The following is a 23,552-nucleotide window of genomic DNA, read 5'->3' as shown; positions in this document are numbered from 1 at the left end:
TCAGTACCCGACTTTGGGCACTGTAAAAGGAGAAGGTCATGCTCGAGCTCGCCACAGGGCAGATAGCCATGGGCCAGAAGGCCGCGGACAAGGCCGAGGCATTGCGCCTGCTGGCGGACCAACTGGTTGCCGACGGCCTGGTCGCCGAGGGTTACCTGCAAGGCCTGCAGGCCCGTGAGGCGCAGGGCTCGACCTTCCTCGGCCAGGGCATTGCCATCCCCCACGGCACCCCGCAGACCCGCGACCTGGTGCATACCACCGGGGTGCGTCTGCTGCAGTTCCCCGAGGGCGTGGACTGGGGCGATGGCCAGGTGGTCTACCTGGCCATCGGTATCGCTGCCCGCTCTGACGAACACTTGCGCTTGCTGCAACTGCTGACCCGCGCCCTGGGCGAGACCGACCTCGCCGAAGCGCTGCGCCGGGCCAGCTCTGCCGAGGCCTTGCTCAAGTTGTTGCAAGGTGCGCCGCAAGCCTTGGCGCTGGATGCGCAACTGGTCGGCCTGAACCTGCCGGCCGAAGACTTCGACGAACTGGCCTGGCGCGGTGCGCGCTTGCTGCAGCGCGCCGGTTGCGTCGACAGTGGCTTTGCCGCCGTGCTGCAACAGGCCGAGCCGCTGCCACTGGGCGAGGGCCTGTGGTGGCTGCACAGCGAGCGCCAGGTGCGCCAGCCTGGCCTGGCATTCATTACCCCGCAGCAACCGCTGCGTTACCGCGACCAACCGCTCAACGGCCTGTTCTGCCTGGCAAGCCTTGGCGCTGCCCATCAGGCCTTGCTCGAGCGCCTGTGCGAAGTGCTGATCGAAGGGCGCGGGCAAATGCTCTACCAGGCCACCAGCAGCCGCGCGGTACTGCAGGTGCTGGGCGGCGAGGCGCCGGCAGATTGGCCCAGCGCGCGCATCGTGCTGGCCAACTCGCATGGTTTGCATGCCCGCCCGGCCAAGGTGCTGGCACAACTGGCCAAGGGGTTTGAGGGCGAAGTCCGTGTGCGCCTGACCGACAGCGCGCAACCCGCCGTGTCGGTCAAGAGCTTGAGCAAGTTGCTCAGCCTCGGTGCCCGCCGTGGTCAGGAGCTGGAACTGATTGCCGAACCCGGCATTGCCGCTGATGCGCTGCCGGTGCTGCTGGCGGCCATCGAGCAGGGCCTGGGCGAGGACGTCGAGCCGCTGCCGCAAAGCGCTGCAGCGGTTGCCGTCCCGCCGCAGGAGGTGCTGCAGGCACCCGCCGCAGGTAGCCGAATTCAGGGCGTCGGCGCGGCCCCCGGCATTGCCAGTGGCCCGGCGCACGTCTGCGTCGAGCGCGACATCGACTACCCGCTGCGCGGTGAGTCCCCCGCCCAGGAACGGGTCAAGCTGCGCGAGGCCCTGGCAACGGTAAACGGCGAGTTGCAAGCGCTGGTCCAGCGCAGCGACAAGGCCATCGGCGAGATTTTCGTCACCCACCAGGAAATGCTCGCCGACCCGGCGTTGGCTGATGATGTCGAGCAGCGCCTGGCCCAAGGCGAGAGCGCCCCTGCGGCATGGATGGCGGTGATCGAGGCGGCCGCCCGGCAGCAGGAGTCGCTGCACGACGCCTTGCTCGCCGAGCGTGCCGCCGACCTGCGCGACATCGGCCGCCGCGTGCTGGCCCAGTTGTGCGGCGTGCAGGCGCAGGTCGAGCCCGACCAGCCGTATGTACTGGTGATGACCGAGGTCGGCCCTTCCGATGTGGCCAGGCTGGACCCAAGCCGGGTCGCCGGCATCGTCACCGCCCAGGGCGGGGCGACTGCTCACAGTGCCATCGTCGCCCGCGCCTTGGGCATCCCGGCGGTGGTCGGCGCCGGTGCAGCGATTCTGCTGCTCGATGGCGGCACGCCATTGTTGCTCGATGGGCAACGCGGTGTGGTGAACATCGCGCCAGCCGCCGCCGAACTGCAACGCGCCCTGGCCGAGCGCGACCAGCGTGAACAGCGCCTGCAGGCGGCCTGGGCCAACCGTCATGAACCGGCTGTTACCCGTGATGGCCATGCCGTCGAAGTCTTTGCCAACATCGGCGAGAGCAGCGGTATCGACAAGGTCGTGGAGCAGGGCGCAGAAGGCGTCGGCTTGCTGCGCACCGAGCTGATTTTCATGGCCCACCCCCAGGCGCCGGACGTGGCCACCCAGGAAGCCGAGTACCGCCGCGTGCTCGACGGCCTGGGTGGGCGGCCGCTGGTGGTGCGCACCCTGGATGTCGGCGGCGACAAGCCGCTGCCTTACTGGCCGATCGCTGCCGAAGACAACCCCTTCCTCGGGGTGCGCGGTGTGCGTTTGACCTTGCAGCGCCCACAGGTGATGGAAGACCAGCTGCGCGCCTTGCTGCGCGCTGCCGACCAGCGCCCGCTGCGGATCATGTTCCCGATGGTCGGCCAGGTGCACGAATGGCGTGAAGCGCGGGCCATGGTCGATCGCCTGCGTGAGGAAATTCCGGTGGCCGACCTGCAACTGGGCATCATGGTCGAGGTGCCCTCGGCGGCCCTGCTGGCACCGCAGCTGGCCCGCGAAGTGGACTTCTTCAGCATCGGCACCAACGACCTGACCCAATACACCCTGGCCATCGACCGTGGCCACCCGAGCCTGTCGGCTCAGGCCGACGGCCTGCACCCGGCGGTGTTGAGCCTGATCGACATGACCGTGCGCGCTGCCCATGCCGAAGGCAAGTGGGTGGGCGTGTGCGGTGAGCTGGCCGCCGACCCGCAGGCGGTCGCCGTGCTGCTTGGCCTGGACGTTGACGAGTTGAGCGTCGCCGCCCGCAGCATTGCCGAAGTCAAGGCCCTGGTCCGCCAGGCCGATCACCAGACGGCCCGCGCCCTGGCGCGCGAGGCCTTGCAACAAGACAGCGCCGCGGCGGTTCGCGCGCTGGTGGAGCGTTACTGATGGCCAAGATCCTCACCCTCACCCTGAACCCGGCGCTGGACATCACCATCGGCCTCGATACCTTGCGCCCAGGGCACGTCAACCGTAGCCAGGCGCAGCACAGTCATGCCGCCGGCAAAGGGCTGAACGTCGCCCAGGTACTGGCCGATCTGGGCCACAGCGTCACCGTTGGCGGCTTCCTCGGGCAGGGCAACCTGCAGCCGTTCGAAGCCTTGATCGACTGGCGTGGTTTTACCGATTGCTTTGTCCGCGTAGCGGGCGAGACGCGCAGCAACATCAAGCTGGTCGAAGCCGATGGCCGCGTGACCGACATCAACGGCCAGGGGCCAGAGGTCGACGAGGCCGCCCGCGTTGCGTTGCTGCGGCGGCTGGAGCAGGTCGCCGCTGGGCATGATGCGGTGGTGGTGGCCGGCAGCCTGCCCCGCGGTATCAGCCCTGAGTGGTTCCGCCAGTTGCTCGAACAACTGAAGGCTCAGGGCCTGAAAATTGCCCTGGACAGCAGTGGCGAAGCGCTGCGTGCCGGCCTGCAATGCGCGCCGTGGTTGGTCAAACCCAATACCGACGAACTTGGCGAGGTGCTTGGCCTGGCGGTGCAAAGCCCGGCGCAGCAACGCGCAGCGGCCGAACGCCTGCTGGCCAGTGGCGTCGAGCATGTGGTGGTGTCCGCCGGCGAGCAGGGCGTCAGTTGGTTCGCCCGCGACCTGGCCGTGCATGCCCAGCCGCCCAAGGTGCGGGTTGCCAGCACCGTGGGCGCGGGGGATTCGCTGGTGGCGGGCATGGTCCATGGCCTGCTGCTTGGCGAGGCGCCCGCGCAGACCTTGCGCCGAGCCACCGCCATCGCCGCCCAGGCCGTGACCCAGGTCGGTTTCGGCATTCGTGACCGCGAGCAACTGGCACGCCTGGAAGCGGGCGTGCAAGTGACAGAACAACAAGAGGGTTGCCGATGAACATTGCCATTGTCACCGCCTGCCCCAACGGCCAGGTGTCCAGCGTGCTGAGCGCGCGCCTGCTGGCGGCGGCTGCCCAGCGTCGTGGCTGGAGCACCAGCGTCGAGGTGGAGGACGCCGAGCACCCCGAGCGGCAGCTGACGCCGGCACAGATCAGCGAAGCCGACTGGGTATTGGTGGTCAGCACCGGGCCAGTGGACCTGGCCCGTTTTGTCGGCAAGCGCGTGTACCAGAGCACACCGTCCCAGGCGTTGGCCGACCGCGAGGGTTTTCTCGACGAGGCGGCGGCCAAGGCCCAGCTGTTGGCCGAGGTGCCCGGTAGCCCGGTCGCGGTGAGTGGCGCTGGCACGCGGATCGTCGCGGTGACTGCCTGCCCGACCGGCGTCGCGCACACCTTCATGGCCGCAGAGGCCTTGCAGCAGGCCGCGCAGCAGCAGGGCTACCAACTTACCGTGGAGACTCAAGGGTCGGTAGGCGCGCGTAACCCACTGTCCGCCCAAGCCATCGCCGAGGCCGACGTGGTGCTGCTGGCCGCCGACATCGAAGTGCCCACGGCGCGTTTCGCCGGCAAGCGCATCTACCGCTGCGGCACCGGCATCGCCCTCAAGCAGGCTGGCGCCACCCTGGACAAGGCCCTGGCCGAAGCCAAGGTCGAACATGCCGCCGATGCCGCTGCGGCCTCCAGCGCCGGGAAGGGTGAGAAGACGGGGGTGTACAAGCACCTGCTCACCGGGGTGTCGTTCATGCTGCCGATGGTGGTAGCCGGCGGCCTGTTGATCGCGTTGTCGTTCGTGTTCGGTATCGAAGCCTACAAAGAGCCCGGCACCTTGCCGGCGGCCTTGATGCAGATTGGCGGCGAGGCGGCGTTCAAGCTGATGGTGCCGCTGTTGGCCGGCTACATCGCCTGGTCGATCGCCGACCGCCCGGGCCTGGCGCCCGGCATGATCGGTGGTCTGTTGGCCAGCACCCTGGGGGCCGGCTTCATCGGCGGCATCATTGCAGGGTTTCTCGCCGGTTACAGCGCCAAGGCCATTGCCCGTTGGGCACGGCTGCCGAGCAGCCTGGAGGCGCTCAAGCCGATCCTGATCATTCCGCTGTTGGCCAGCCTGTTCACCGGCCTGGTGATGATTTATGTGGTCGGCCAGCCAGTGGCGGCGATGCTCGAAGGGCTGACGCAATTTCTCGACAGCATGGGCACCACCAACGCCATCCTGCTTGGGCTGGTGCTTGGCGGCATGATGTGCGTGGACCTGGGCGGGCCGATCAACAAGGCCGCCTATGCCTTTTCGGTGGGCCTGCTGGCCTCGTCGAGCTATGCCCCCATGGCGGCGACCATGGCTGCCGGCATGGTGCCGCCGATCGGCCTGGGGATTGCCAGCTTCATCGCCCGCCACAAGTTTGCCCAGAGCGAACGCGAGGCGGGCAAGGCCGCGCTGGCCCTGGGGCTGTGCTTCATTTCCGAAGGCGCCATCCCGTTTGCCGCCAAGGACCCGTTGCGAGTGATCCCGGCCAGTGTCGCCGGGGGTGCCTTGACCGGTGCGTTGTCGATGTACTTCGGCTGCAAGCTGATGGCGCCGCACGGGGGCCTGTTCGTGCTGTTGATCCCCAACGCGATCAACCATGCGTTGCTGTACCTGCTGGCGATCGTGGCGGGGAGCCTGCTGACGGCGGTGGTGTACGCGGTGATCAAGAAGCGCGAGCAGGTGGAACTGGCAGTGGTGCCGGTGAAGGGGTAATCGAGCGTTCTGGGGCTGCGCAGCAGCCCCCCTGCCTACCGCTGATGTTTGCGCCGCAACGGCTCCAGCAAGTCCATCAGCCCGTTATGATCGACTTCATGCATCAGCGCCAACAACCCCCCCAGTTCCCCGGCCGGGAAGCCCTTGCGCGCAAACCAGGCCAGGTAGTCGCCCGGCAAATCGGCAATGATGCGGCCCTGGTACTTGCCAAAGGGCATGGTCCGGGTGACCAGCAGTTCGAGGGTTTCCGGTTTCATCGGCGCACCTGGCTGTGGAAAAGCGCCGACCATACTGCAATCTGCACGAAGGCCCAAGCGGCAATCATGCAGAACGCCGCTTCGGGCATGGTTGGGCGATTATTTAAGTAATTGATTTAAAAGGATTTAATTCTAAAACAAGGGTTGGCACGAACGCTGCTCCATTACAGATGACTATCACCTGCCAAGGAGTTCGTGAACATGAGCAACCCCAACAAAGACGTGATCGATGTGCTCAACGACTTGATCGAATACAGCAAGGATGGCGAAAAAGGCTTCAAGGCCTCGGCCGATGATGTGAAAAACCCCGAGCTGAAAGCCTTCTTCGTCCAGCGCGCCGGTGAATGTGGCAACGCCGCCGGCGAGCTGCAAAGCGAAGTACGCCGCCTGGGTGGCGACCCTGAGACATCCACCAGCATCAGCGGTGACCTGCACCGTGGCTGGGTCAACCTCAAGGCGATGGTCACCGGCAAGGATGAAGAGGCCGTGCTGAACGAGGTCGAGCGGGGCGAGGACCATGCCCTGAAAGCCTACAAGGAAGCCCGTGAGAAACTGGTCAAACTGGGCCGTGCTGCCAGCGATCCGAGCTACGCCCTGGTGGAAAAACAGCTGCAAGGTGTGCAGCGTAACCACGACCAGGTCAAGGCACTGCGTAACGCCGCCCGCGCCCGTTCCTAAAGCGTAGGCCCCTCTACCCGGTTGCGGCCATTGGCCTTTGCCCGGTAGAGCGCCTCGTCCGCAGCCCCCAGTACGCTCGCCAGATCGTACTGGGGGCCTGCTTCGTACAGGCCTATGCCGATGCTCACCGTCACTGCGCGGGTGTCATTGGCAAACGGCGCCAGCGCCGCCACGCTGCTGCGAATACGTTCGGCCAGCAGCCGCGCCCCGGTCAGATCGGTCTCGGGCAAGATCACCTGAAACTCCTCCCCACCATAACGCGCCGCCAGGTCCGCCGGCCGCCTGATGCAGGCCTCGATGCACTTGGCTACTTCACGCAGTGCATGGTCACCCCCGGCATGGCCGTGGCGTTGGTTGAACGCTTTGAAATGGTCCACATCCACCATCAGCACTGCCAACGGTTTGTGGTTGCGTTGCGCGCGCGCCCACTCCAGGCGCAGCACCTGATCCAGCCGACGGCGGTTGGCCAGGCCGGTCAGGCTGTCGGTGGCGGCCAGTGTTGCCAGGCCCAACTCGGCCTCGTGGCGACGGCGCAGTTCGCGGCCCAGCAACAAGGTCAGCCAGAGCAGGCCCATGCACAGCACGCCCGTGGCCACGCCGACCACAATTGCGGTACGCCGCCACGACTGGAACACTTCGTCGGCCGAGTGCACCACCAACACGATCAGTGGCAAGTCGGCCACGCGGGCGAAGGTGTACATGCGTGAGGTGCCGTGGGTGGCGGAGCGGGCGGTGAAGCTGCCACTGCGCTCGCCAAGGATGCGCTTGAAGTTGGGCCGCTCGGCATAGAGGGTGCCGATCAGCGGGTCTTGCGGGCGCGTGGGCTGGCGGGCCAGCAGTTGGCCGTCGGTATTGAACAGGTTGATGCTGCTGTCATCGCCGATGTCCAGGCGCTTGAACAGTTCGCTGAAGTACGAGAGGCGCAGGGCGCCCGCCACCAGGCCGGCAAATTCGCCATCGGGGCCGGAGATGCGCCGGCTGAAACTGATGCACCAGTCCAGGTCGCCCAGCCTGGCCTTGAACGGCGGGCCAACCAGCAAGCCGAGGTCGGCATTGTGTAAATGGGCCTGGAACACCCCGGTGTCGCTGAAGTTGGCCTTGCGCGGTACGGTGCTGGTGGAATCGCCCACCACGTTGCCTTGCTTGTCGAGCCAGAGCACGTCACCGCGCTTGCGGTCGACGAACGCTTCATTGAACAACAGGCGTTGGCGTAGCACACCGGGGATCTCCGGCAGTTCCTTGCGCCCGACCGCCCAGATCAAGCCCTGCAACGACTGATCGTAAAGCTCGGCGTTGCGCAGGATGTCGCTTTCGATCAGTTGGACGATGTTGTTGGAGGCGCGGATGGCCGACAGTTCGACGCTTTCGCGCTCACGGGCCAGCAGGTAACTGACGATGGCCACGATGGCGAGCACGGCAAGGCAACTGCCCAGGTTGAGGATCAGCTCGGGGTGCGACCTGTAGAGTGCGAAACGCGGTGATCGGGTGAGCATGCTCGCTACTGCTGAGGCAGGGCCATTCGCGGCGGCAACATTCTAGGGAACTGGGGATTGTCGGACAAGATTTGTCCGACGGAATCACGCGCTTGTTTGGCTGGAAGTGGGCGGTGCCTGTGAGATCGAGCGCCGCGCGGGCGGCGCTCGATCTAGAGGGCGCTGGAACAATCAAGACATGCACCCGTGCGCCCCTGATCCCCTAACAGCGTCGCCCTCGCGCCTAACTCAGGTCAGAACACGTTCAACGGATAATCGACGATCACCCGCAGTTCGTCGTTGTCGCTGTTGCTGTCGATCGACGCATAGCCCTGGCTGCCCCGGTGGGCGGCGTAACGCACCAGCACCGAGAGGTCCTTGAAGTCGCCTTCCTGGAACACGTATTTCACGTCCAGGTCACGCTCCCAGTGGATGGCATTCTTGCCATCGGCGCGGTAGTAGTCGTAATGGGTGTTGTTCTGGTCGGCTTTGGTCAGGTCTGCCTCGCCGCGCGAGTACGACAGCGTCGTGCTCAGGCCGGGGATGCCCAGGCCTGCGAAGTTGTAGCCGTACTGCAGCTTCCACGAGCGCTCGTTGGGCGCGTTGAAGTCCGAGTACATGCGCGAGTTGTCCAGGTACACGCTGTCGCCCAGGTTGATGTAGTCGAACGGCGTATCGCCATTGACCCGCTGGTAGGCAGCCGTGACGCTGTGGAACCCGGCGTTGACGGTGAAGTGCACGCTGTAGGTATTGTTGTCGATCTTGCCCAGCAGGGCCTGGCCGGTGTCCTGGGTGTGGTAGAAGTGCACACCCGGGTTGAGGCTGACCAGGTCGTTGACCACATAGGTGTAGTCGAAGTCGGCGTAGTACTGGTTCCAGATGTCCTTCAGCTCGGCGGCGTACAGGTTGGCGGTGATGTTTTCGCTACCGCTCCACGCTGCGCCGGCCCAGTTCAGGTGCTTGCTCTTGTCGTGTTCGTCCAGCGAGCCGTAGTAGGTGTCGATGCGGCGGTGGCCGCTCTGGTTGTACGGCTTGGTGAAGCTGACCTGGCCGCCTTCGAGCAGCAGGCCGTCGATGCTGGTGTTGGTCAGGCTCACACCGCGGAAGGTCTGCGGCAGCATGCGGGTTTCGCCACCGGCGATCACCGGGTTGGTGAGGAACAGGTCACCGGCCTTCAGCTCGGTGTCAAAACCCTTGAGTTTGACTGCTGCACCTGCGGTAGAGAACGAATGCGGGGCCGCGCCCAGTTCGCCGTCGTCCTTCACATGCTGCGGCAGAATGCTGGTGCCAGCATGGCCGCCACCGCCATCGAGCTTGAGGCCCAGCATGGCATGGGCGTCCACGCCGAAGCCGATCACGCCGGGGGTATAGCCCGACTCGAAGCGCGCCACTGCGCCCTGGCCCCACTCGCGGGTGTCGCGCGCGCCGGCATTGTGGTTGTCGCGGTTGAAGTAGGCATTACGAAAATGCAGGTTCAGGGAAGACCCTTCGATGAAGCCATCAGCCTTGTCTTCATCTGCCTGGGCGGCGAAAGGCATCGTTGCAGTCAATGCAATGAACAACGGGGTAAAGCGAAACGCGGAAGGCACCGGTACTAGCTCCTTTGGTCTGACGGTGGGGCAGTTTTTATTTTTGAATGTGCAACTTTCTTATGAGTGACGTTGCCGCCGGGCTGATAGTTAAAACACATAAAAAAAGCCGCTGATTGGCAGCGGCTTTAAAAGGCTAACATATCGGCACCTAAGGTGCCCATGGCGTAGCCAAGGGAAAACGGGAGCAGGTACGGCGGCCGATCAGCTGTCGGCATTGGCGTCGCTGGACACCTTGGAAGCGGTCTGGTTTGCGTCTTTTACGGCATCGGCCTGTTGTGCGGCTACAGCGTCGCGGGCCTCTTGATGGACGGCGGCGAGCTCTGCATTACGGGCGACGAAAGCTGGGGATTCTTCGGCCATGGCCAGGGGCGACAACAACAGGGAAGACAGGACGAAGACGCTGGCAATACCCATACTGTTGGACATTTGAAACTACCTTCTTGCGATGCAAGTGCTAATGAGGACAGGGCTAAAGTTAGTCCCTTCAGGGCACTTGAAACAGAGCGAAGTACGATAAGCACTGTTGCGCAAAAGGTAACGATCATGCGGCGAAAGCTCAGGCTTCTGCGGCAAACCCGCGCAGTTGAGCGCTTGGCAGGCGAATGCCGAAGGTGTTGGCGCCTGCTTCGCTGCGTACAAAAACCTCGCCGCCATGCATCAACGCAATCGCTTTGACGATGGCCAAGCCCAAACCATGGTTGCCACCCCCACTGTTGCTGCGCGCTGCATCCACCCGATAGAAGCGCTCGAACAGCAGCGGCAGGTGTGCGTCTTCGATCGCCGGCCCCGGGTTGCTCACGGCGATGCTGACCTGGCCCGGCCCGCTGTCGATCCGCACCTGGATCACTTGGTTGGGCGCGGTGTGCTGCACGGCATTGTTCAGCAGGTTGATCAGCGCCCGGCGCAGCTGGGCTTTCTCGATGGGCGCCTGGGCATCGCCACTGACCGCGACGCGGACCTGTGCGTCTTCGAGGATGTAGTCCAAGTAGTCCAGCGTGGTCGCCACTTCCTCGGCCAGCGAGGCCTGGGTCAGTGCGGTGGCCTTGCTGCCCTGGTCGGCGCTGGCCAAAAACAGCATGTCGTTGATGATGCTGCGCAGGCGCTCCAGCTCTTCGAGGTTCGATTGCAGCACTTCGAAGTAGTGCTCGGCGCTGCGGCCGCGGGTCAGCGCCACCTGGGTCTGGCCAATCAGGTTGGTCAGCGGCGAGCGCAGCTCGTGGGCGACGTCGGCGTTGAACGCCTCCAGCCGTGAGTAGGCCTGGCTGACGCGGTCGAGCGCGGCGTTGAAGGCCCCGGCGAACTGCGCCAGCTCCGGGGCCAGGTCGTGGGTTTGCAGGCGCCCGTCCAAGCGTGGCGGCGCCAATGCCTGGGCTTCGTTGGACAGTGCCAGCAACGGGCGCAGGCCGATGCGCGCCACCCAGTAGCCGAGCACCGAGGCCAGCAGCACGCCGAGCACCGCCAAGCCAACGATGGCCACCAGCAGGCTGTGCTGCGCCTGCCAGAAGGTCTCGGTGTCGATGCCGATCAGAAAGCGCAGCGGTGGGCGCTCGGCCAGCGCCGGCAACTCGCTGACCAGCACCTTGTAAGGGTAGGGCTGGCCGGGCAGGCGCAGGTCGCGCATGCCCGGCGGGCCTTCGGCAAATGCGCGAACCAGCTCGCTGGGGTGGCCATAGTCGTAGGCCGGGTCGCTGCTGACTACCCAGAAGCGGATGCGCTTGTCCTCTTCACTGAGCAGGTTGAGCTTGTTGCTGACCTTGGCCCAGTGATCGGCCGTGCCGAAACGGTTGAGGGTGGACTCCAGCACACTGAAACGCGCATCCAGCTCGGCGGCCGGCAGCAGGTCGAGGCTGCGATCGACCTGGCGGTACAGCGCCGTACCGATCAGCAGGAACACGCTCACTGCCACCAGGATGAACAGCACCGACAGGCGCAGTGCGATGGAGTTAGCCCGCACGGTTTTCCAGGACATAGCCCATGCCTCGGATGGTGTGCAGCAGCTTGTGGTCGAATGGCCCGTCGAGCTTGGCGCGCAGGCGCTTGATCGCCACTTCGACGACATTCGCGTCACTGTCGAAGTTGATGTCCCAGACCAGCTCGGCAATCGCGGTCTTGGACAGGATTTCGCCCTGGCGGCGGGCCAGCACACTGAGCAGCGAGAACTCCTTGGCGGTCAGGTCCAGGCGTTGGCCGCCCCGGCTGGCCTTACGTGCCATCAGGTCGATCCACAGGTCGGCGACCTGTATCTGCAGCGGTTCGTGGCTGCTGCTGCGGCGGGTCAGGGCCTGCAGGCGGGCGACCAGTTCAAGGAAGGAAAAGGGCTTGCCCAGGTAATCATCGGCCCCTTCGCGTAGGCCATGGATGCGGTCTTCGACCCGCTCGCGGGCGGTCAGCATGATCACCGGCGTCTGCTTGCGCGCCCGCAAGGCGCGCAGCACGCCGTAGCCGTCCAGGCCCGGCAGCATCACGTCGAGCACGATTACCGCATAGTCACCTTCCAGGGCCAGGTGCAGGCCGTCGATGCCGTCACGCGCCAGGTCCACGGTAAAGCCTTGCTCGCTGAGGCCGCGATGCAGGTAATCGGCGGTTTTTTCTTCGTCTTCGATGATCAGCACACGCATGGTCTTGTCTCAACTGGCACTTGGCGCGGCCGCGTTGGCGGCCCGACGGCGATGGAACAGGCGCTCCAGGGCCAAGTATATGACTGGGGTGGTGAACAGCGTCAGGGCCTGGCTCACCAGCAACCCGCCGACCACGGCGATACCCAGCGGCTGGCGCAGCTCGGCACCAGCGCCGAAACCGAACATCAGCGGCACCGCGCCGAGCAGCGCGGCCAGGGTGGTCATGATGATCGGCCGAAAGCGCGTCAGGCAGGCCTGATGGATCGCCTGCTCGGGCGTCATGCCGTGATGGCGCTGGGCTTCAAGGGCGAAGTCGATCAAGAGGATGCCGTTTTTCTTGACGATGCCGATCAGCAGCACCACGCCGATCAAGCCCATGATGCTGAAGTCCTGGCCCATGGCCCAGAGCAGGATCAGCGCGCCCAGGCCCGCCGAGGGCAGGGTCGAGATGATGGTCAGCGGGTGGACAAAGCTCTCGTAGAGCACCCCGAGAATGATGTACACCGCCACCAGGGCGGCGAGGATCAGCCACGGCTGGCTCGACAGCGAGCTCTGGAAGGCCTGGGCCGCGCCCTGGAAGTTGCCACTGATCGAGTCGGGCATGCCCAGTTCGCGCTGGGTGCGCTCCAGGATGCTCACCGCATCGCCCAAGGCCACGCCAGGGGCCAGGTTGAACGACAGGTTGGCAGCCGGGAACAGCCCATCGTGGCTGATCGACAGCGGCCCGGTGCTGGGCGCGGCAACGTGGGCCACGGCAGACAACGGCACCATCTCGTTGCTCAGGGGCGAGCGCAGGTAGAAATAGTTGAGGCTCTCGGCCTTGCCACGCTGGCGCGCGTCCAGTTCCAGGATCACTTTGTACTGGTTGGTCTCGGTCTGGAATTCGCTGATCTGCCGTTGGCCGAAGGCGTCGTACAGCGCCTGGTCGACGTCGGTGGTGGTCAGGCCGAAGCGCGCGGCGGCCTGGCGGTCGATGTCGATGCGGGTGACGCTGGCCCCCAGTTGCAGGTCGTTGGACAGGTCGCGCAGTGCCGGGTTTTCACGCAGGCGGTCGGTCAGGCGCTGGGTCCACAGGTTCAATGCCACGCCGTCGTTGCTCTTGAGCACGTACTGGTACTGGGTGCGCGACGGGCCGGAACTGAGGTTGATGTCCTGGCCAGCGCGCATGTACAGGACGATGCCCGGCACCTGGGCGAGCTTGGGCCGCAGCCGGTCGATCAGCTCGCTGGCCGAGACATCGCGCTCGCCGCGGGGCTTGAGGGCGATCCAGAAGCGGCCATTGGCGATGGTCTGGTTGCTGCCGGTGACGCCGACCGAGTGCGAAAACGCACGCACGGCCGGGTCAGCTTCGATGATCTTGGCCAGGGCCTGGTGCTTTTCGATCATCGAAGGGTACGACACGTCCGCCGCCGCTTCGCTGGTGCCGAGAATGAAGCCGGTGTCCTGCAGCGGGAAGAAGCCCTTGGGGATGGCCACGTAACCCACCACGGCCAGGGCCAGAGTCAGGCCGAACACGCCGAGGGTCAGGCGCTGATGGGCCAGGGCGCGGTTCAGGCCTTTTTCGTACCACCTCACCAGGCGCTCGCCAAAGCCGCCGTGCTGCTCGCCGGCCGGGCGGCGCATGAACAACGCGCAGAGGGTGGGTGCCAGGGTCAGCGAGACCACCACCGAAATCAGGATGGTGGCTGTGGCGGTCAGGGCAAACTCTTTGAACAGACGCCCGACCACCCCGCCCATGAACAGCAGCGGGATGAATGCGGCAATCAGCGAGAAACTGATCGACACCACGGTGAAGCCGATTTCGCCGGCGCCCTTGAGTGCCGCCGTGCGGCTGTCGTCCCCCGCTTCGAGGTGGCGGTGGATGTTTTCCACCACGACGATGGCATCGTCCACCACGAACCCCACCGAAATGACGATGGCCACCAGGGTCAGGTTGTTCAGGCTGAAACCGAGTACGTACATCAGCGCGCAACTGGCAATCAGCGACACCCCGAGCACGCTGGACACCACCAGGGTCGCCGACCATTGACGCAGGAACAGCGCCATGACCCCGATCACCAGGGCCACAGCGATCATCAGGGTCAGCTCCACTTCGTGCAGCGAGGCGCGGATGGTTTGGGTGCGGTCCTGCAGGACCGACACCTCGATTGAAGCGGGGAGCATTTCCTGCAGCTTGGGCAGGGCGGCCAGCACCCGGTCCACGGTGTCGACGATATTGGCGCCGGGCTGGCGAAAGATCACCAGGTTCAACCCCGGCTGGTCCCCGGACCAGGCCTTGACGTAGGCGTTTTCGGCGCCGTTGATCACCTTGGCCACGTCGCGCAGGTGCACCGGCGCACCGTCGCGGTACGAGACGATCAGTTGGGCGTAGTCCTCGGGGTGGAACAGCTGGTCGTTGGCCGCGAGGGTCGACACGCTGTGCTCGCCGTACAGCGCGCCCTTGGCCAGGTTGAGGCTGGTCTGCTGGATGGCCAGGCGCAGGTCGGCGAGGGTCAGGCCGATGGCTGCCAGCTTCTCCGGTTGCGCCTGCACGCGGATGGCGGGGCGCAATTGCCCGGTGATATTGATCAGGCCGACCCCGTCGATCTGGCTCAGTTGGCGTGCCAACAGGGTTTCGGTGTAATCGCTCAGGTCATTGCCGGGCATCTGGTTCGAGCTGACGGTCAGCACCAGCACCGGGCTGTCGGCCGGGTTGACCTTGCGCCAGGTCGGCGGGTTGGGCAGGTCTTGCGGCAAGCGGGCAGTGGCGGTGTTGATCGCGGCCTGGACTTCCTGGGCCGCCGTGTCGATGTTCTTGTCGAGGGTGAACTGCAGAATCAGGTTGGTCGACCCCAGCGCGCTGCTGCTGGTCATCTGGGTCATGCCGGGGATGGCACTGAACTGCACCTCCAGCGGCGTGGCCACCGACGAGGCCATGGTTTCCGGGCTGGCCCCTGGCAACTGGGCGGTGACCTGAATGGTCGGGAAGTCGGCCTCGGGCAGCGGAGCCACCGGCAGGCGGGGGAAGGCAATGGCGCCCAGCAGCACCAGGGCGAAAGTCAGCAGCAAGGTAGCGATCGGGTGGTCGATGCACCAGGCCGAAACCCCGTTGCGCGCGTTCATGGCTGGCTCCGGCCGTCGGCCATTTCTGCGGGGGCCGGCGCATCGGTGGTGACTTCGACCCGCGAACCAGGCTTGAGCCGCGACTGGCCGTCGAGCACCAGGCGCTCGCCTGCCTTGACCCCGGCGATAACGTTCAGCCCGCTGTCCTGGTACAGCACCTTGACCGGCACGCTGGTCACCTTGTCACCGTCCAGGCGGTAGACGAAATGGCCGTCGACGCCGCGCTGCACCACGGGTGGCGGCACCACCAGGGCGTCTTCTTGCATTGCCGTGCGCAAGCGAATGGTAACCAGTTGGCCGGGCCACAGGCGCCCGTCCTTGTTGTCGAACTCGGCCTTTACCCGCACCGTGCCCGTGGTCGCCGAAATCTGGTTGTCGATCAGCGCCAAGTGGCCCTCACCGAGCAGGCTACGTTCGCCGTCGGCGTCCATATAGGCCTGCACCAATGCCGGATTAGGCGCCTTGAGCAGGCTTTGCAGGGTGGGCAGCATCTGTTGCGGCAGGGCGAACTCGACGGCGATCGGGTCGATCTGGGTCACGCTGAACAGGCCCTGGGTGTCGCTGCTGCGCACCAGGTTGCCGGGGTCGACGTTACGGATACCGACCCGGCCAGTCACCGGTGAGCGGATCTGCGTGTAGGACAGTTGGACTTCGGCGTTGGCGATGGCGGCCTGGTTGCCCTTGACCGTGGCCTGCAACTGGTTGACCAGGGCCTGCTGCTGGTCGAGGGTTTGCTTGGATACCCCGTCATCGGTACTCAGCAGGCGGTAGCGCTTGAGGTCGACACCGGCGACCTGGATCTGCGCCTGGCTCTGCCCGAGCTGCGCGCGCGCCTGGTCGAGGCTGGCGCGGATCGAACGGTCGTCGAGGGTGGCCAGCAGGTCGCCTTCCTTTACCCATTGGCCTTCCTTGACCAGCACCTGGGTCAGCACGCCTTCTACCTGTGCGCGGATTTCGACGCTGTGCAGCGACAGCACCGAGCCGATGGCGCTGGTATAGCGCGGCACGTCTTGTTGGGTGACGCTGACCACGCGCACGGGGATCGCTGCCTGGGCGCGGGGGGCGGGCGCTGGTTGACGCTGGCTGAACCAGACGCCCAGCGCTACCAGAATGAGCAGCGCCAAGGCGGCAAGGGTGACAGAGCGGGACGGACGTCGCATCGGGGGCGGGCACCTTGGCCAGAGGGGGGAGACGGTTGTCTGTACTCAAGCTTATAGCCCCTGGAGAGGGTCGGCAGCATGACGGCTGGCTGACAGCGGTGACAGTTTTGGGTTTGGCGAAGGTTTTGTGGTGGGGCCCCCCGCAATCCGCGTTACCCCCTCAAAACCCAATAAACGCGTAATAAACCGGCGTTTCAGAGATCGTGCTCAGCCCAACCCCCCGCAAGCGGGCCGTCAACGCTTCATCCTGCACATGCAGCGTCCACCGCGCCCCATTATCCTCCGGCACCTGCGCCAACGCTGCCGCAAAAGCCCCCATCTCCGGCAGATAAGCCGTAAACCCGTTCCCTTTCAGCGCACTGGTAGTCATGCCCAACGCCTGACAAACCGCAACCTTGGCCGCGATGTCATCACGATCCGCCTGGCGCGAAGCCTCCACCAGCGCCGCCAGCTCCGCGTCGGCCAGCTGGCTGCCATGAATCAGCGCCGGCCCCTGCTGCCAAGCCTCGGTCGGGCAGTCCTTGTTCTCGGGTCGCAGCGGAATATGCGGGTTGATTTCCACCGGGTAGATGCGACAGACCAGCGGGCGCGCGTCGTAAATGGTGCACAGGTCATTGTCGTCGAGGTTGCGACAGCGCCCCGGGTTGAAGGCCGCGAAGGTCACCGAGACGCGAGCGACCGTGTCGCCGCAGGCCACCGGGTGGGAGCGGCGCAGCACATGCTCGCGTTGCTCCTCCGGCATGCCCGGGCCATCGGCCACGAAGGCTTCGATCAATACCACCACCTGGCCCGCAGACGCCGCCCATTGGCGCGCCTCGTCAAGAGTCAGCGGTACATGGTGGCCGGTGCAGCACTTGCCGCAGCCGGTGCAGGCGAAACGCAGGTTGTCGGTCACTTGGCTTCCGGGTTCCATTCGCTGACGAACGCGCGCTGGTGCTGGCGGTCGTAAAGGCACAATTCGGTGCCGCTACGTTGCTGCATGTGCTTTTGCGGGTAGACGCCTTCGATCAGCAGGGCACTCATGCCGACCTGGTCGTCGAATTCGGCGGGCTTGCCGCGCGCATGGGCGTCCTTGAACTGGCTGGCGGCAAGGCACGCCTTGAGCATCTGCTGGCGCTGCTCGTTCCAGGCCTGGCTGCTGGAGGCCTGGGCGACACCGCTGAACAGCGCGCAGGCGACTAGGAGGGAGCTGAAAAACTTCATACGCGATTCCGGCAAATATCTTCCGAGGGGAGCGAATTATGCCCGAGTCACCCCCGACGGCAAGCCGGGGAGTTTGTCGCTTGATGTATCAACGCTCGGCAAACACCACTGCCCGCGCCGCCAGCACCAGGCAATCGGTCAACTCCGGTGAGGAGAACTTGGTAAGGATGGCATTGGCCCCCGCCAGCCTGGCTTTTTCGCTGCTCATGGCGCTGTCGAGCGAGGTGTGCAGCAGGATATACAGGTGCTGAAAATCGGGCGTTTCACGCAGGGTACGGGTGAAAGCATAGCCGTCCATTTCGGACATCTCGATATCGGAGACGATGATGTTGATCTCCTGCGCGGTGCCCTGCAGTTCCAACAACACGTTGATGGCGTCCTTGGCGCTGCGTGCGGTATGGCATTCGATGCCCAGGTTGCGCAGGGTGTGCACCGACTGCTGCAAGGCCACCTGGCTGTCGTCCACCACCAGGATGTTGGCGGCGGCCAGCAGGCTTGCGTCTTCTTCGGTCAGGGCGCCGTGCTGTGGCTCGGCGGCAGGCGGGGCGATGGCATGGATGACCTTCTCGATGTCCAGTACCTGCACCAGCGCGTTGTCGACCCGGGTCACGCCGGTGATGAACGAGCGGTTGCCCGAACCGAAGGGCGGCGGTTTGATGTCGGTGCTCAGGCAATGCACGATGCGGCTCACGGCCTGTACATGCAGGCCCTGGCGCGAGCGGCTGATCTCGGTGACGATCAGGCAGCCGCCGTCCGGGTCGGCCAGCGGGCGCTCGCCGATGGCGCGGGACAGGTCGATGACAGACAGCGAGTTGCCGCGCAGGGTGGCCACACCTTTCACATGGGGGTGCGATTCGGGCAGCTTGGTCAGTGAAGGGCAGGGGATGATCTCGCTGACCTTGAGCAGGTTGATTGCCATCAGCTTGCCGCTGCGCAGGGTGAACAGCAGCAGGGACAGCGAATCCGCGCGGGCATTTTGCGTGGCCATGGTGACCTTCGTGGGAATAGGGGGATAACGGGTTATCGGCGTATTTGCGTCGGGCTTTAGTGGGCGTGTTGTCGATGCCTGGCCTGATGGAGCGTGGGGCGCAAAGCGCCCCCCCGATTACCGTTCGCGCAGGGCTTCCTTGGCCCGGTTCAACGGCTTGATCAGGTAGTCGAGGATGGTCTTCTCGCCCGTGCGGATATCCACCGTGGCAATCATCCCGGGCACGATCGCAAAGTGCTTGCCGGCCTTGTTCTGCAGGCTGTCCTGCTCGGTGCGGATAAACACCCGGTAGTAGTAGATCTCCGGCTTCACCTCGTCCTGCAGGGTATCCGGCGAGATGCCGACTACTTTGCCTTCCAGCCCGCCGTACACCGAGTAGTCATAGGCACTGATCTTGACCTTGGCCGCCTGGTCGGGGTGGATGAAGGCGATGTCCCGTGGTGCAATGCGGGTCTCGATCAGCAGGCGTTCGTCCATCGGCACGATCTTCATCACTTGCCCACCGGGCTGCACCACACCGCCCAAGGTATTGACCTCGATGTCCTTGACGATGCCGCGCACCGGTGAGCGCAGGGTCAGGCGCGTCAGCGAGTCGCTGCGCCCGCGGATCACCTCGGACAGGCTGTCGGCCTCGGCGCTGGCCTTGGCCAGTTCCTCGCGTGCACGCACCAGGTAATCGGAGCGCGCTTCGTTGGCCTTGAGCTGCAGTTCCGAGCGCTGGCGGTTCAAGCGGATCACCTCGACCCGGCTCGAGGCGCCCATCTTCGCCAGGTTCTCGGTGATCTTCAGCTCGCTGCGCACCAGTTGCAGCGAGTCCTCGATACCGGCCAGGGTCTGCTCCAGGCCACGGCGGCGGGTCTGGTACAGCGCGGTCTCGGCGTCGATCAGGTCAGGTGAGTCGCGCAGGCTGTCGGGGAACACCAATGGCTTGCCGGTCACTTCGGCCTGCAAGCGGGCCTGGCTGGCCTTGGCCGCGCGGTACTTGGCTTCGCTTTCGCCGACGCTGGAGGAGGTCTTGGTCGGGTCGAGCTGGGCCAGTACCTGCCCGCGGTCGACCAGGTCACCTTCGGCCACGCTCATCTGCGCGACGATGCCGCCCTCGAACGACTGGATCACCTGCTCGCGTGAACTGGGGATCACCTTGCCGGTGCCGGTGGACACTTCGGTCACCTCGAACCAGGCCGCCCAGGCCAGGAACGCTGCCAGCATCAGCGCACAGATCGTGATGATACGGCCGGCGCGGAACACTGCCTGGTCGTCCTGCCCGTCCAGGTAGGACGCCGGGAGTTCATGGTTGCTCATGCCTGGGCTCCTTGCAGTTTCGCCAGCGCGGCATCACGTTTGTCGTCGATGACGATGCGCCCGCCATCGAGCACGAGGATCCGGTCGACCCGCTGCAGCACGCTCAGGCGGTGGGTGGCGATCACCAGGGTGCGGCCCTGGCAGAAGCGTTCGAGGTTATCCAGCAGCTTGCGTTCGGTCATGTCGTCGAGGGATGCGGTGGGTTCGTCCAGCAACAGCACCTGCGGCTGGCGCACCAGCAGGCGTGACAGCACCAGGGCCTGGCGTTGGCCGCCGGACAGGCCCACGCCGCCTTCCAGGATCAAGTGGTCCATGCCTTTGGGCAGCCGCCGGACAAAGTCCAGCGCCCCCGTGGCGGCCAGGGCGGCGACCAACTCCTGATCACTGGCCTGGCCGGCACCCAGGGTAAGGTTTTCCCGCAGGGTGCCGTGGAACAGCCGCGAGTACTGCGGCAGCAGGCCGACATCGCGGCGCAGGTCGGCAGGGTCGAGGTGGGCCAGGGCGATGCCGTCCAGGTTGATTTCGCCCTGGACCAAGTCCATGGCACCGCCCAGGGCCTGCAGCAGGGTGGATTTACCGGCACCGTTACGGCCGAGCACGGCGATGCGTTCACCCGGCTGGATGTCCAGCTGGGCGATGCTCAGGACGGGCGGGGCTTCCGGGCTGTAGCGGAAGTTGGCCTGGCGCAGCTGATACTCGCCGCGAATGGCCGGCAGGTGTACCCGGGCTTCGTTTTCAGGGTGATCGACGGGTGATTGCATCAACTTGTCGAGGCCTTGCAGAGCCACCTTGGCCTGCTGCCAGCGGGTCAGTACATGGGTCAATTGTGCCAGCGGCGCCATCATGCGCGACGACAGCATCGACGCCGCCACCAGGCTACCGGTGGTGAGGTCGCCGGCGATCACCATCGGTGCGCCGATGACGATGACCACCGCAAACACCGCACCCTGCACGTTCTGCGTCCAGGTCACCAGGCCGTTGGTCAGGGTGCGCAGGCGCAGGTTGGTGTGGGCGCACGCGGCGTTGTACTGGTTCCATTGGCGCTCGAAGCGTGCCTCGGCTTGCAGTGCCTTGATTTCGTCCAGGCCCTGGATGCTCTCAACCAGCATGGCGTTACGCAGCGCCGACTCACGCATCGAGGCATTGGCCAGGCGGGCCAGGCGCCGTTGCGCGAGCAGGCCGGGCAGGACCATGGCCAGCAACGCCACCAGCGGGATGAACACCAGCACGCCGCCGATCAGCCAGAAGACGAACAGGAACAACAGGAAGAACGGCAGGTCGGCCAGGGCCGTGGCGGTGCTCGAGGTGATCAGGTCGCGGATCGACTCCAGCTCGCGTAACTGCGAGATGAACGAGCCGGTCGACTTGGGCCGCACCGAATTGCGCAGGCGCAAGGCATGCCCATAGACCAGGTCGGAGACGCGCAGGTCGGCGCGCTTGCCCAGCAGGTCGGTCACCTTCAGGCGTAGCAGGCGCATGCTGAAGTCGAACACCAGCGCCAGCACCACACCGCCAAACAGTACGTACAGCGTGGGCAGTGACTCGGCGGGGATCACCCGGTCGTACACCTGCATGGAAAACAGCACGCCGGCCAGGGCCAGCACGTTGGCCACCAGCGAGGCGACCATCACCTGCCCATACGGGCGCAGGTCGCGCAACACGATGCGGGCGAACCAGTGGCGGTCGTAGGGGGCGGTATAGTCGTCGGTGCGCACATCGCGCAACGGCCGCGCCGGGCGCAGCAGGGCAACCCGGGTGATGCGCCCTTTGAGCGTGTCGCGTGGCAGCCGTGAGGTCAGCCCCTGGTCACCGGCGAAGACCACCGCCAGGTCGTCCTCTTCGGTTACCGACTCGACCACTGCCAACTGGCCGTCGTCGAGTTCCAGTACCAGCGGCGTGCGCCATTGCCGCAGGCCTTTGGCATCGAAGCGCACGAAGCGCAGCGCCAGCCCGGCCTGGCGGGCCATGTGGCGAAGAATTTCATCCAGTGGGCGGGCATCTTCGACGGCCGCCAAGCGTATGCGTTGCGGCGACACGTCCAGGCGGTAGTGGTGCGCGACCTGGAGCATGACCTCAAGCCAAGGCCCCAGGTCTGGCCGTTGCTGGGCCGTTTGCTCCGGGGGCTGGCTGGGCAGGGTCACATTGACGGATTCGTTCATGGCTGGATCTCCACACCTTGCAGGTTACGCCCCTCGAGCCCGAAGGCCGTGCGCAGGGCGCCGGTGTTGTAAAGGCAGTCGACATCCAGGCGCAGCAGGTCGGAGCGGGTGCCGGCGAGTTCGAAGCGTGACTGGTAGATTTCCTGCTCGGCGTTGAGCAGGTCGAGCAGGGGCCGGGTGCCCAGGTCCAGGTACTGCCGGCCGTACAGCATGCGGGCCTCCTGAATGCTGACCTGACGGGCCTCCAGCGAACTGAGCCGACGGCCCAGCCCCGAAGTCTGCGCCATGGCCTCGGCCAGGCCGCGGCGGGCCTGCAGGCGGGCGGCATCCTCGGCCGAGTCGGCGGCAGTCAGCGCATGGCCGGCGGCGCGGCTGCGGGCGCTGATGGCACCACCCTGGTAGATGGGCACCTCGACGTTCAGGTAGATGCCCGCCTGGGTGCGGTCCATGCGCGAGTTGTCGCGGTCGTAGTCGTTGTCCAGGTAGTGGTTGATCTGCGGCTGCAGCGACACGGTGGGGTAGGCTTCGGCCTTGGCCTGGGCCAGTTCGGCCTGGCCTTGGGCACGCTGGGCCAAGGCCATCAGCACGGCGGGCAAGCGGTCGTCGCCTTGTGCCGGGCGCTTGCAGGCCTGGTTCAGCTCGGGTGGCGATGCTTCGGCCAGCGCCGGTGGCGTGACCCGCCCCAGCAACGATGCCAGGGTCGAGCGCCAGCGTTCGTACTGTGACTGGTATTCCTCCAGGGTGGCGCGCGCGCTTTCCACGCGGGACTCGGCCTGGACCACGTCGGAGCGGGTGCTGGCGCCCATGTCGCTGCGTTGGCGAGCCATGCCGGCGATGTCGCCGACCCCGCGGATCTGGTCGCGGGCAATGGTGATCAGTTGTTCGTAGCGGCGGGTTTCGACCCAGGCATAGGCGGTGTCGCGGGCCAGTTCGTCAACCACCAGCAGGATATTGGCCTGGGCGCGGGCGGCGGCGGCCTGGGCAGCGCTGACGGCGCTGTCGACCTTGCCGAAGTCGTAGAGCATCTGCTTGAGCGACAGGTTGAGCGCCTGGCTGTTGCGGTCGCCGCCGTAGCCGGTGTCATAGCCTGTGCGTACACCGCCGGAAATCTGCGGGTAGTAACCGGCGCGGGCAACATTGATGCCTTCGCCTTGCTTGTAGAGGTTGCCGATGGCTTCGGCGATGCTTGGGTGCCATTGCGCGGCTTGCAGCACCGCTTCGGTCAGGCCAAGGCGGTCGCCATTGGCGACGGGGGCCATGCCGATGGCAGGGCGGGCGGGCACTGCATCGGGCGCATCACGTAACAGTGATGGCCCGATCTGGCGCAGTTGTGGGTCGATGTCATCGGCCGCCTGGGCAGCCGTGTTGAAGTTCAGGGCCAGGAGCCCCAAGGCTCCCAGCAACAGCGGTGACAGCGGACTGCTTCGCTTCACATAGTTCCCTTACT

18 protein-coding genes are annotated in these 23,552 nt (G+C 65.5%); 4 read left to right on the top strand and 14 right to left on the bottom strand.

The window, feature by feature from the left end; genetic code table 11:
- Positions 1–38: 38 nt before the first annotated feature.
- From ptsP to DJ563_RS16940, 3 genes are read left to right on the top strand one after another with little or no spacing between them, the layout of a single operon-like run.
- Positions 39–2,891: a phosphoenolpyruvate--protein phosphotransferase gene (gene ptsP / locus DJ563_RS16950; RefSeq protein WP_434518065.1), complete on the top strand. Its 2,853-nt coding sequence runs from the start codon at positions 39–41 to the stop codon at positions 2,889–2,891.
- Positions 2,891–3,838, top strand: a complete 948-nt coding sequence (gene pfkB, locus DJ563_RS16945) for a 1-phosphofructokinase (protein WP_434518064.1) — start codon at positions 2,891–2,893, stop codon at positions 3,836–3,838. Before ptsP ends, pfkB begins: the two co-directional genes overlap by 1 nt.
- Entirely contained in the window at positions 3,835–5,574 is a 1,740-nt protein-coding gene (locus tag DJ563_RS16940; protein WP_274099288.1) for a PTS fructose-like transporter subunit IIB, read from the top strand. The genes pfkB and DJ563_RS16940 overlap by 4 nt, the downstream gene beginning before the upstream one ends.
- Before the next feature lie 35 nt (positions 5,575–5,609).
- Here the strand turns inward: DJ563_RS16940 and DJ563_RS16935 are convergent, their stop codons facing one another.
- Entirely contained in the window at positions 5,610–5,831 is a 222-nt protein-coding gene (locus DJ563_RS16935) for a DUF3820 family protein (protein WP_095064025.1), read from the bottom strand.
- 201 nt (positions 5,832–6,032) lie between these two features.
- Here DJ563_RS16935 and DJ563_RS16930 point away from each other — a divergent pair, with 201 nt between their 5' ends.
- Positions 6,033–6,509, top strand: coding sequence for a ferritin-like domain-containing protein (locus DJ563_RS16930; RefSeq protein ID WP_274098663.1), 477 nt, complete (start codon positions 6,033–6,035; stop codon positions 6,507–6,509).
- Here DJ563_RS16930 and DJ563_RS16925 read toward each other — a convergent pair.
- From DJ563_RS16925 to DJ563_RS16865, 13 genes are all read right to left on the bottom strand, one after another.
- Entirely contained in the window at positions 6,506–8,002 is a 1,497-nt protein-coding gene (locus DJ563_RS16925; RefSeq protein WP_434518063.1) for a diguanylate cyclase domain-containing protein, read from the bottom strand. The two genes, DJ563_RS16930 and DJ563_RS16925, sit on opposite strands and share 4 nt — an antisense overlap.
- A 233-nt stretch (positions 8,003–8,235) precedes the next feature.
- Positions 8,236–9,570: an OprD family porin gene (locus DJ563_RS16920; protein ID WP_434518062.1), complete on the bottom strand. Its 1,335-nt coding sequence runs from the start codon at positions 9,568–9,570 to the stop codon at positions 8,236–8,238.
- 204 nt (positions 9,571–9,774) lie between these two features.
- A complete protein-coding gene (locus DJ563_RS16915; RefSeq protein ID WP_033701248.1) occupies positions 9,775–9,999 on the bottom strand; it encodes a hypothetical protein in 225 nt (74 codons plus the stop codon).
- A 130-nt stretch (positions 10,000–10,129) separates the two neighbouring features.
- A complete protein-coding gene (locus DJ563_RS16910; RefSeq protein WP_434518061.1) occupies positions 10,130–11,542 on the bottom strand; it encodes a heavy metal sensor histidine kinase in 1,413 nt (470 codons plus the stop codon).
- Positions 11,517–12,191 (bottom strand): heavy metal response regulator transcription factor, encoded by a 675-nt coding sequence (locus DJ563_RS16905; protein WP_274098667.1) that lies wholly within the window; start codon positions 12,189–12,191, stop codon positions 11,517–11,519. The genes DJ563_RS16910 and DJ563_RS16905 overlap by 26 nt, the downstream gene beginning before the upstream one ends.
- Positions 12,192–12,200: 9 nt before the next feature.
- Positions 12,201–15,293, bottom strand: coding sequence for a multidrug efflux RND transporter permease subunit (locus tag DJ563_RS16900; protein WP_274098668.1), 3,093 nt, complete (start codon positions 15,291–15,293; stop codon positions 12,201–12,203).
- On the bottom strand, positions 15,290–16,453 hold the full coding sequence (locus tag DJ563_RS16895; RefSeq protein WP_434518060.1) for an efflux RND transporter periplasmic adaptor subunit: 1,164 nt from the start codon (positions 16,451–16,453) through the stop codon (positions 15,290–15,292). Before DJ563_RS16895 ends, DJ563_RS16900 begins: the two co-directional genes overlap by 4 nt.
- Before the next feature lie 160 nt (positions 16,454–16,613).
- A complete protein-coding gene (locus DJ563_RS16890; RefSeq protein WP_434518059.1) occupies positions 16,614–17,348 on the bottom strand; it encodes a YkgJ family cysteine cluster protein in 735 nt (244 codons plus the stop codon).
- Complete coding sequence (locus DJ563_RS16885; protein ID WP_033701241.1) at positions 17,345–17,656, bottom strand: hypothetical protein; 312 nt, start codon at positions 17,654–17,656, stop codon at positions 17,345–17,347. Before DJ563_RS16885 ends, DJ563_RS16890 begins: the two co-directional genes overlap by 4 nt.
- A gap of 88 nt (positions 17,657–17,744) precedes the next feature.
- On the bottom strand, positions 17,745–18,644 hold the full coding sequence (locus DJ563_RS16880; protein ID WP_274098671.1) for a chemotaxis protein: 900 nt from the start codon (positions 18,642–18,644) through the stop codon (positions 17,745–17,747).
- A gap of 117 nt (positions 18,645–18,761) precedes the next feature.
- Positions 18,762–19,946, bottom strand: coding sequence for an HlyD family type I secretion periplasmic adaptor subunit (locus DJ563_RS16875; protein WP_033701238.1), 1,185 nt, complete (start codon positions 19,944–19,946; stop codon positions 18,762–18,764).
- Positions 19,943–22,105, bottom strand: coding sequence for a type I secretion system permease/ATPase (locus DJ563_RS16870; protein ID WP_047582717.1), 2,163 nt, complete (start codon positions 22,103–22,105; stop codon positions 19,943–19,945). The genes DJ563_RS16875 and DJ563_RS16870 overlap by 4 nt, the downstream gene beginning before the upstream one ends.
- Positions 22,102–23,538, bottom strand: a complete 1,437-nt coding sequence (locus DJ563_RS16865) for a TolC family outer membrane protein (protein ID WP_274098672.1) — start codon at positions 23,536–23,538, stop codon at positions 22,102–22,104. The genes DJ563_RS16870 and DJ563_RS16865 overlap by 4 nt, the downstream gene beginning before the upstream one ends.
- Positions 23,539–23,552: the final 14 nt, after the last annotated feature.

It is taken from the genome of Pseudomonas sp. NFX1 (genome assembly GCF_051123555.1).
Classification (GTDB): Bacteria; Pseudomonadota; Gammaproteobacteria; order Pseudomonadales; family Pseudomonadaceae; genus Aquipseudomonas; species Aquipseudomonas capeferrum.
This window is presented reverse-complemented; position numbering and strand designations above follow the sequence as displayed.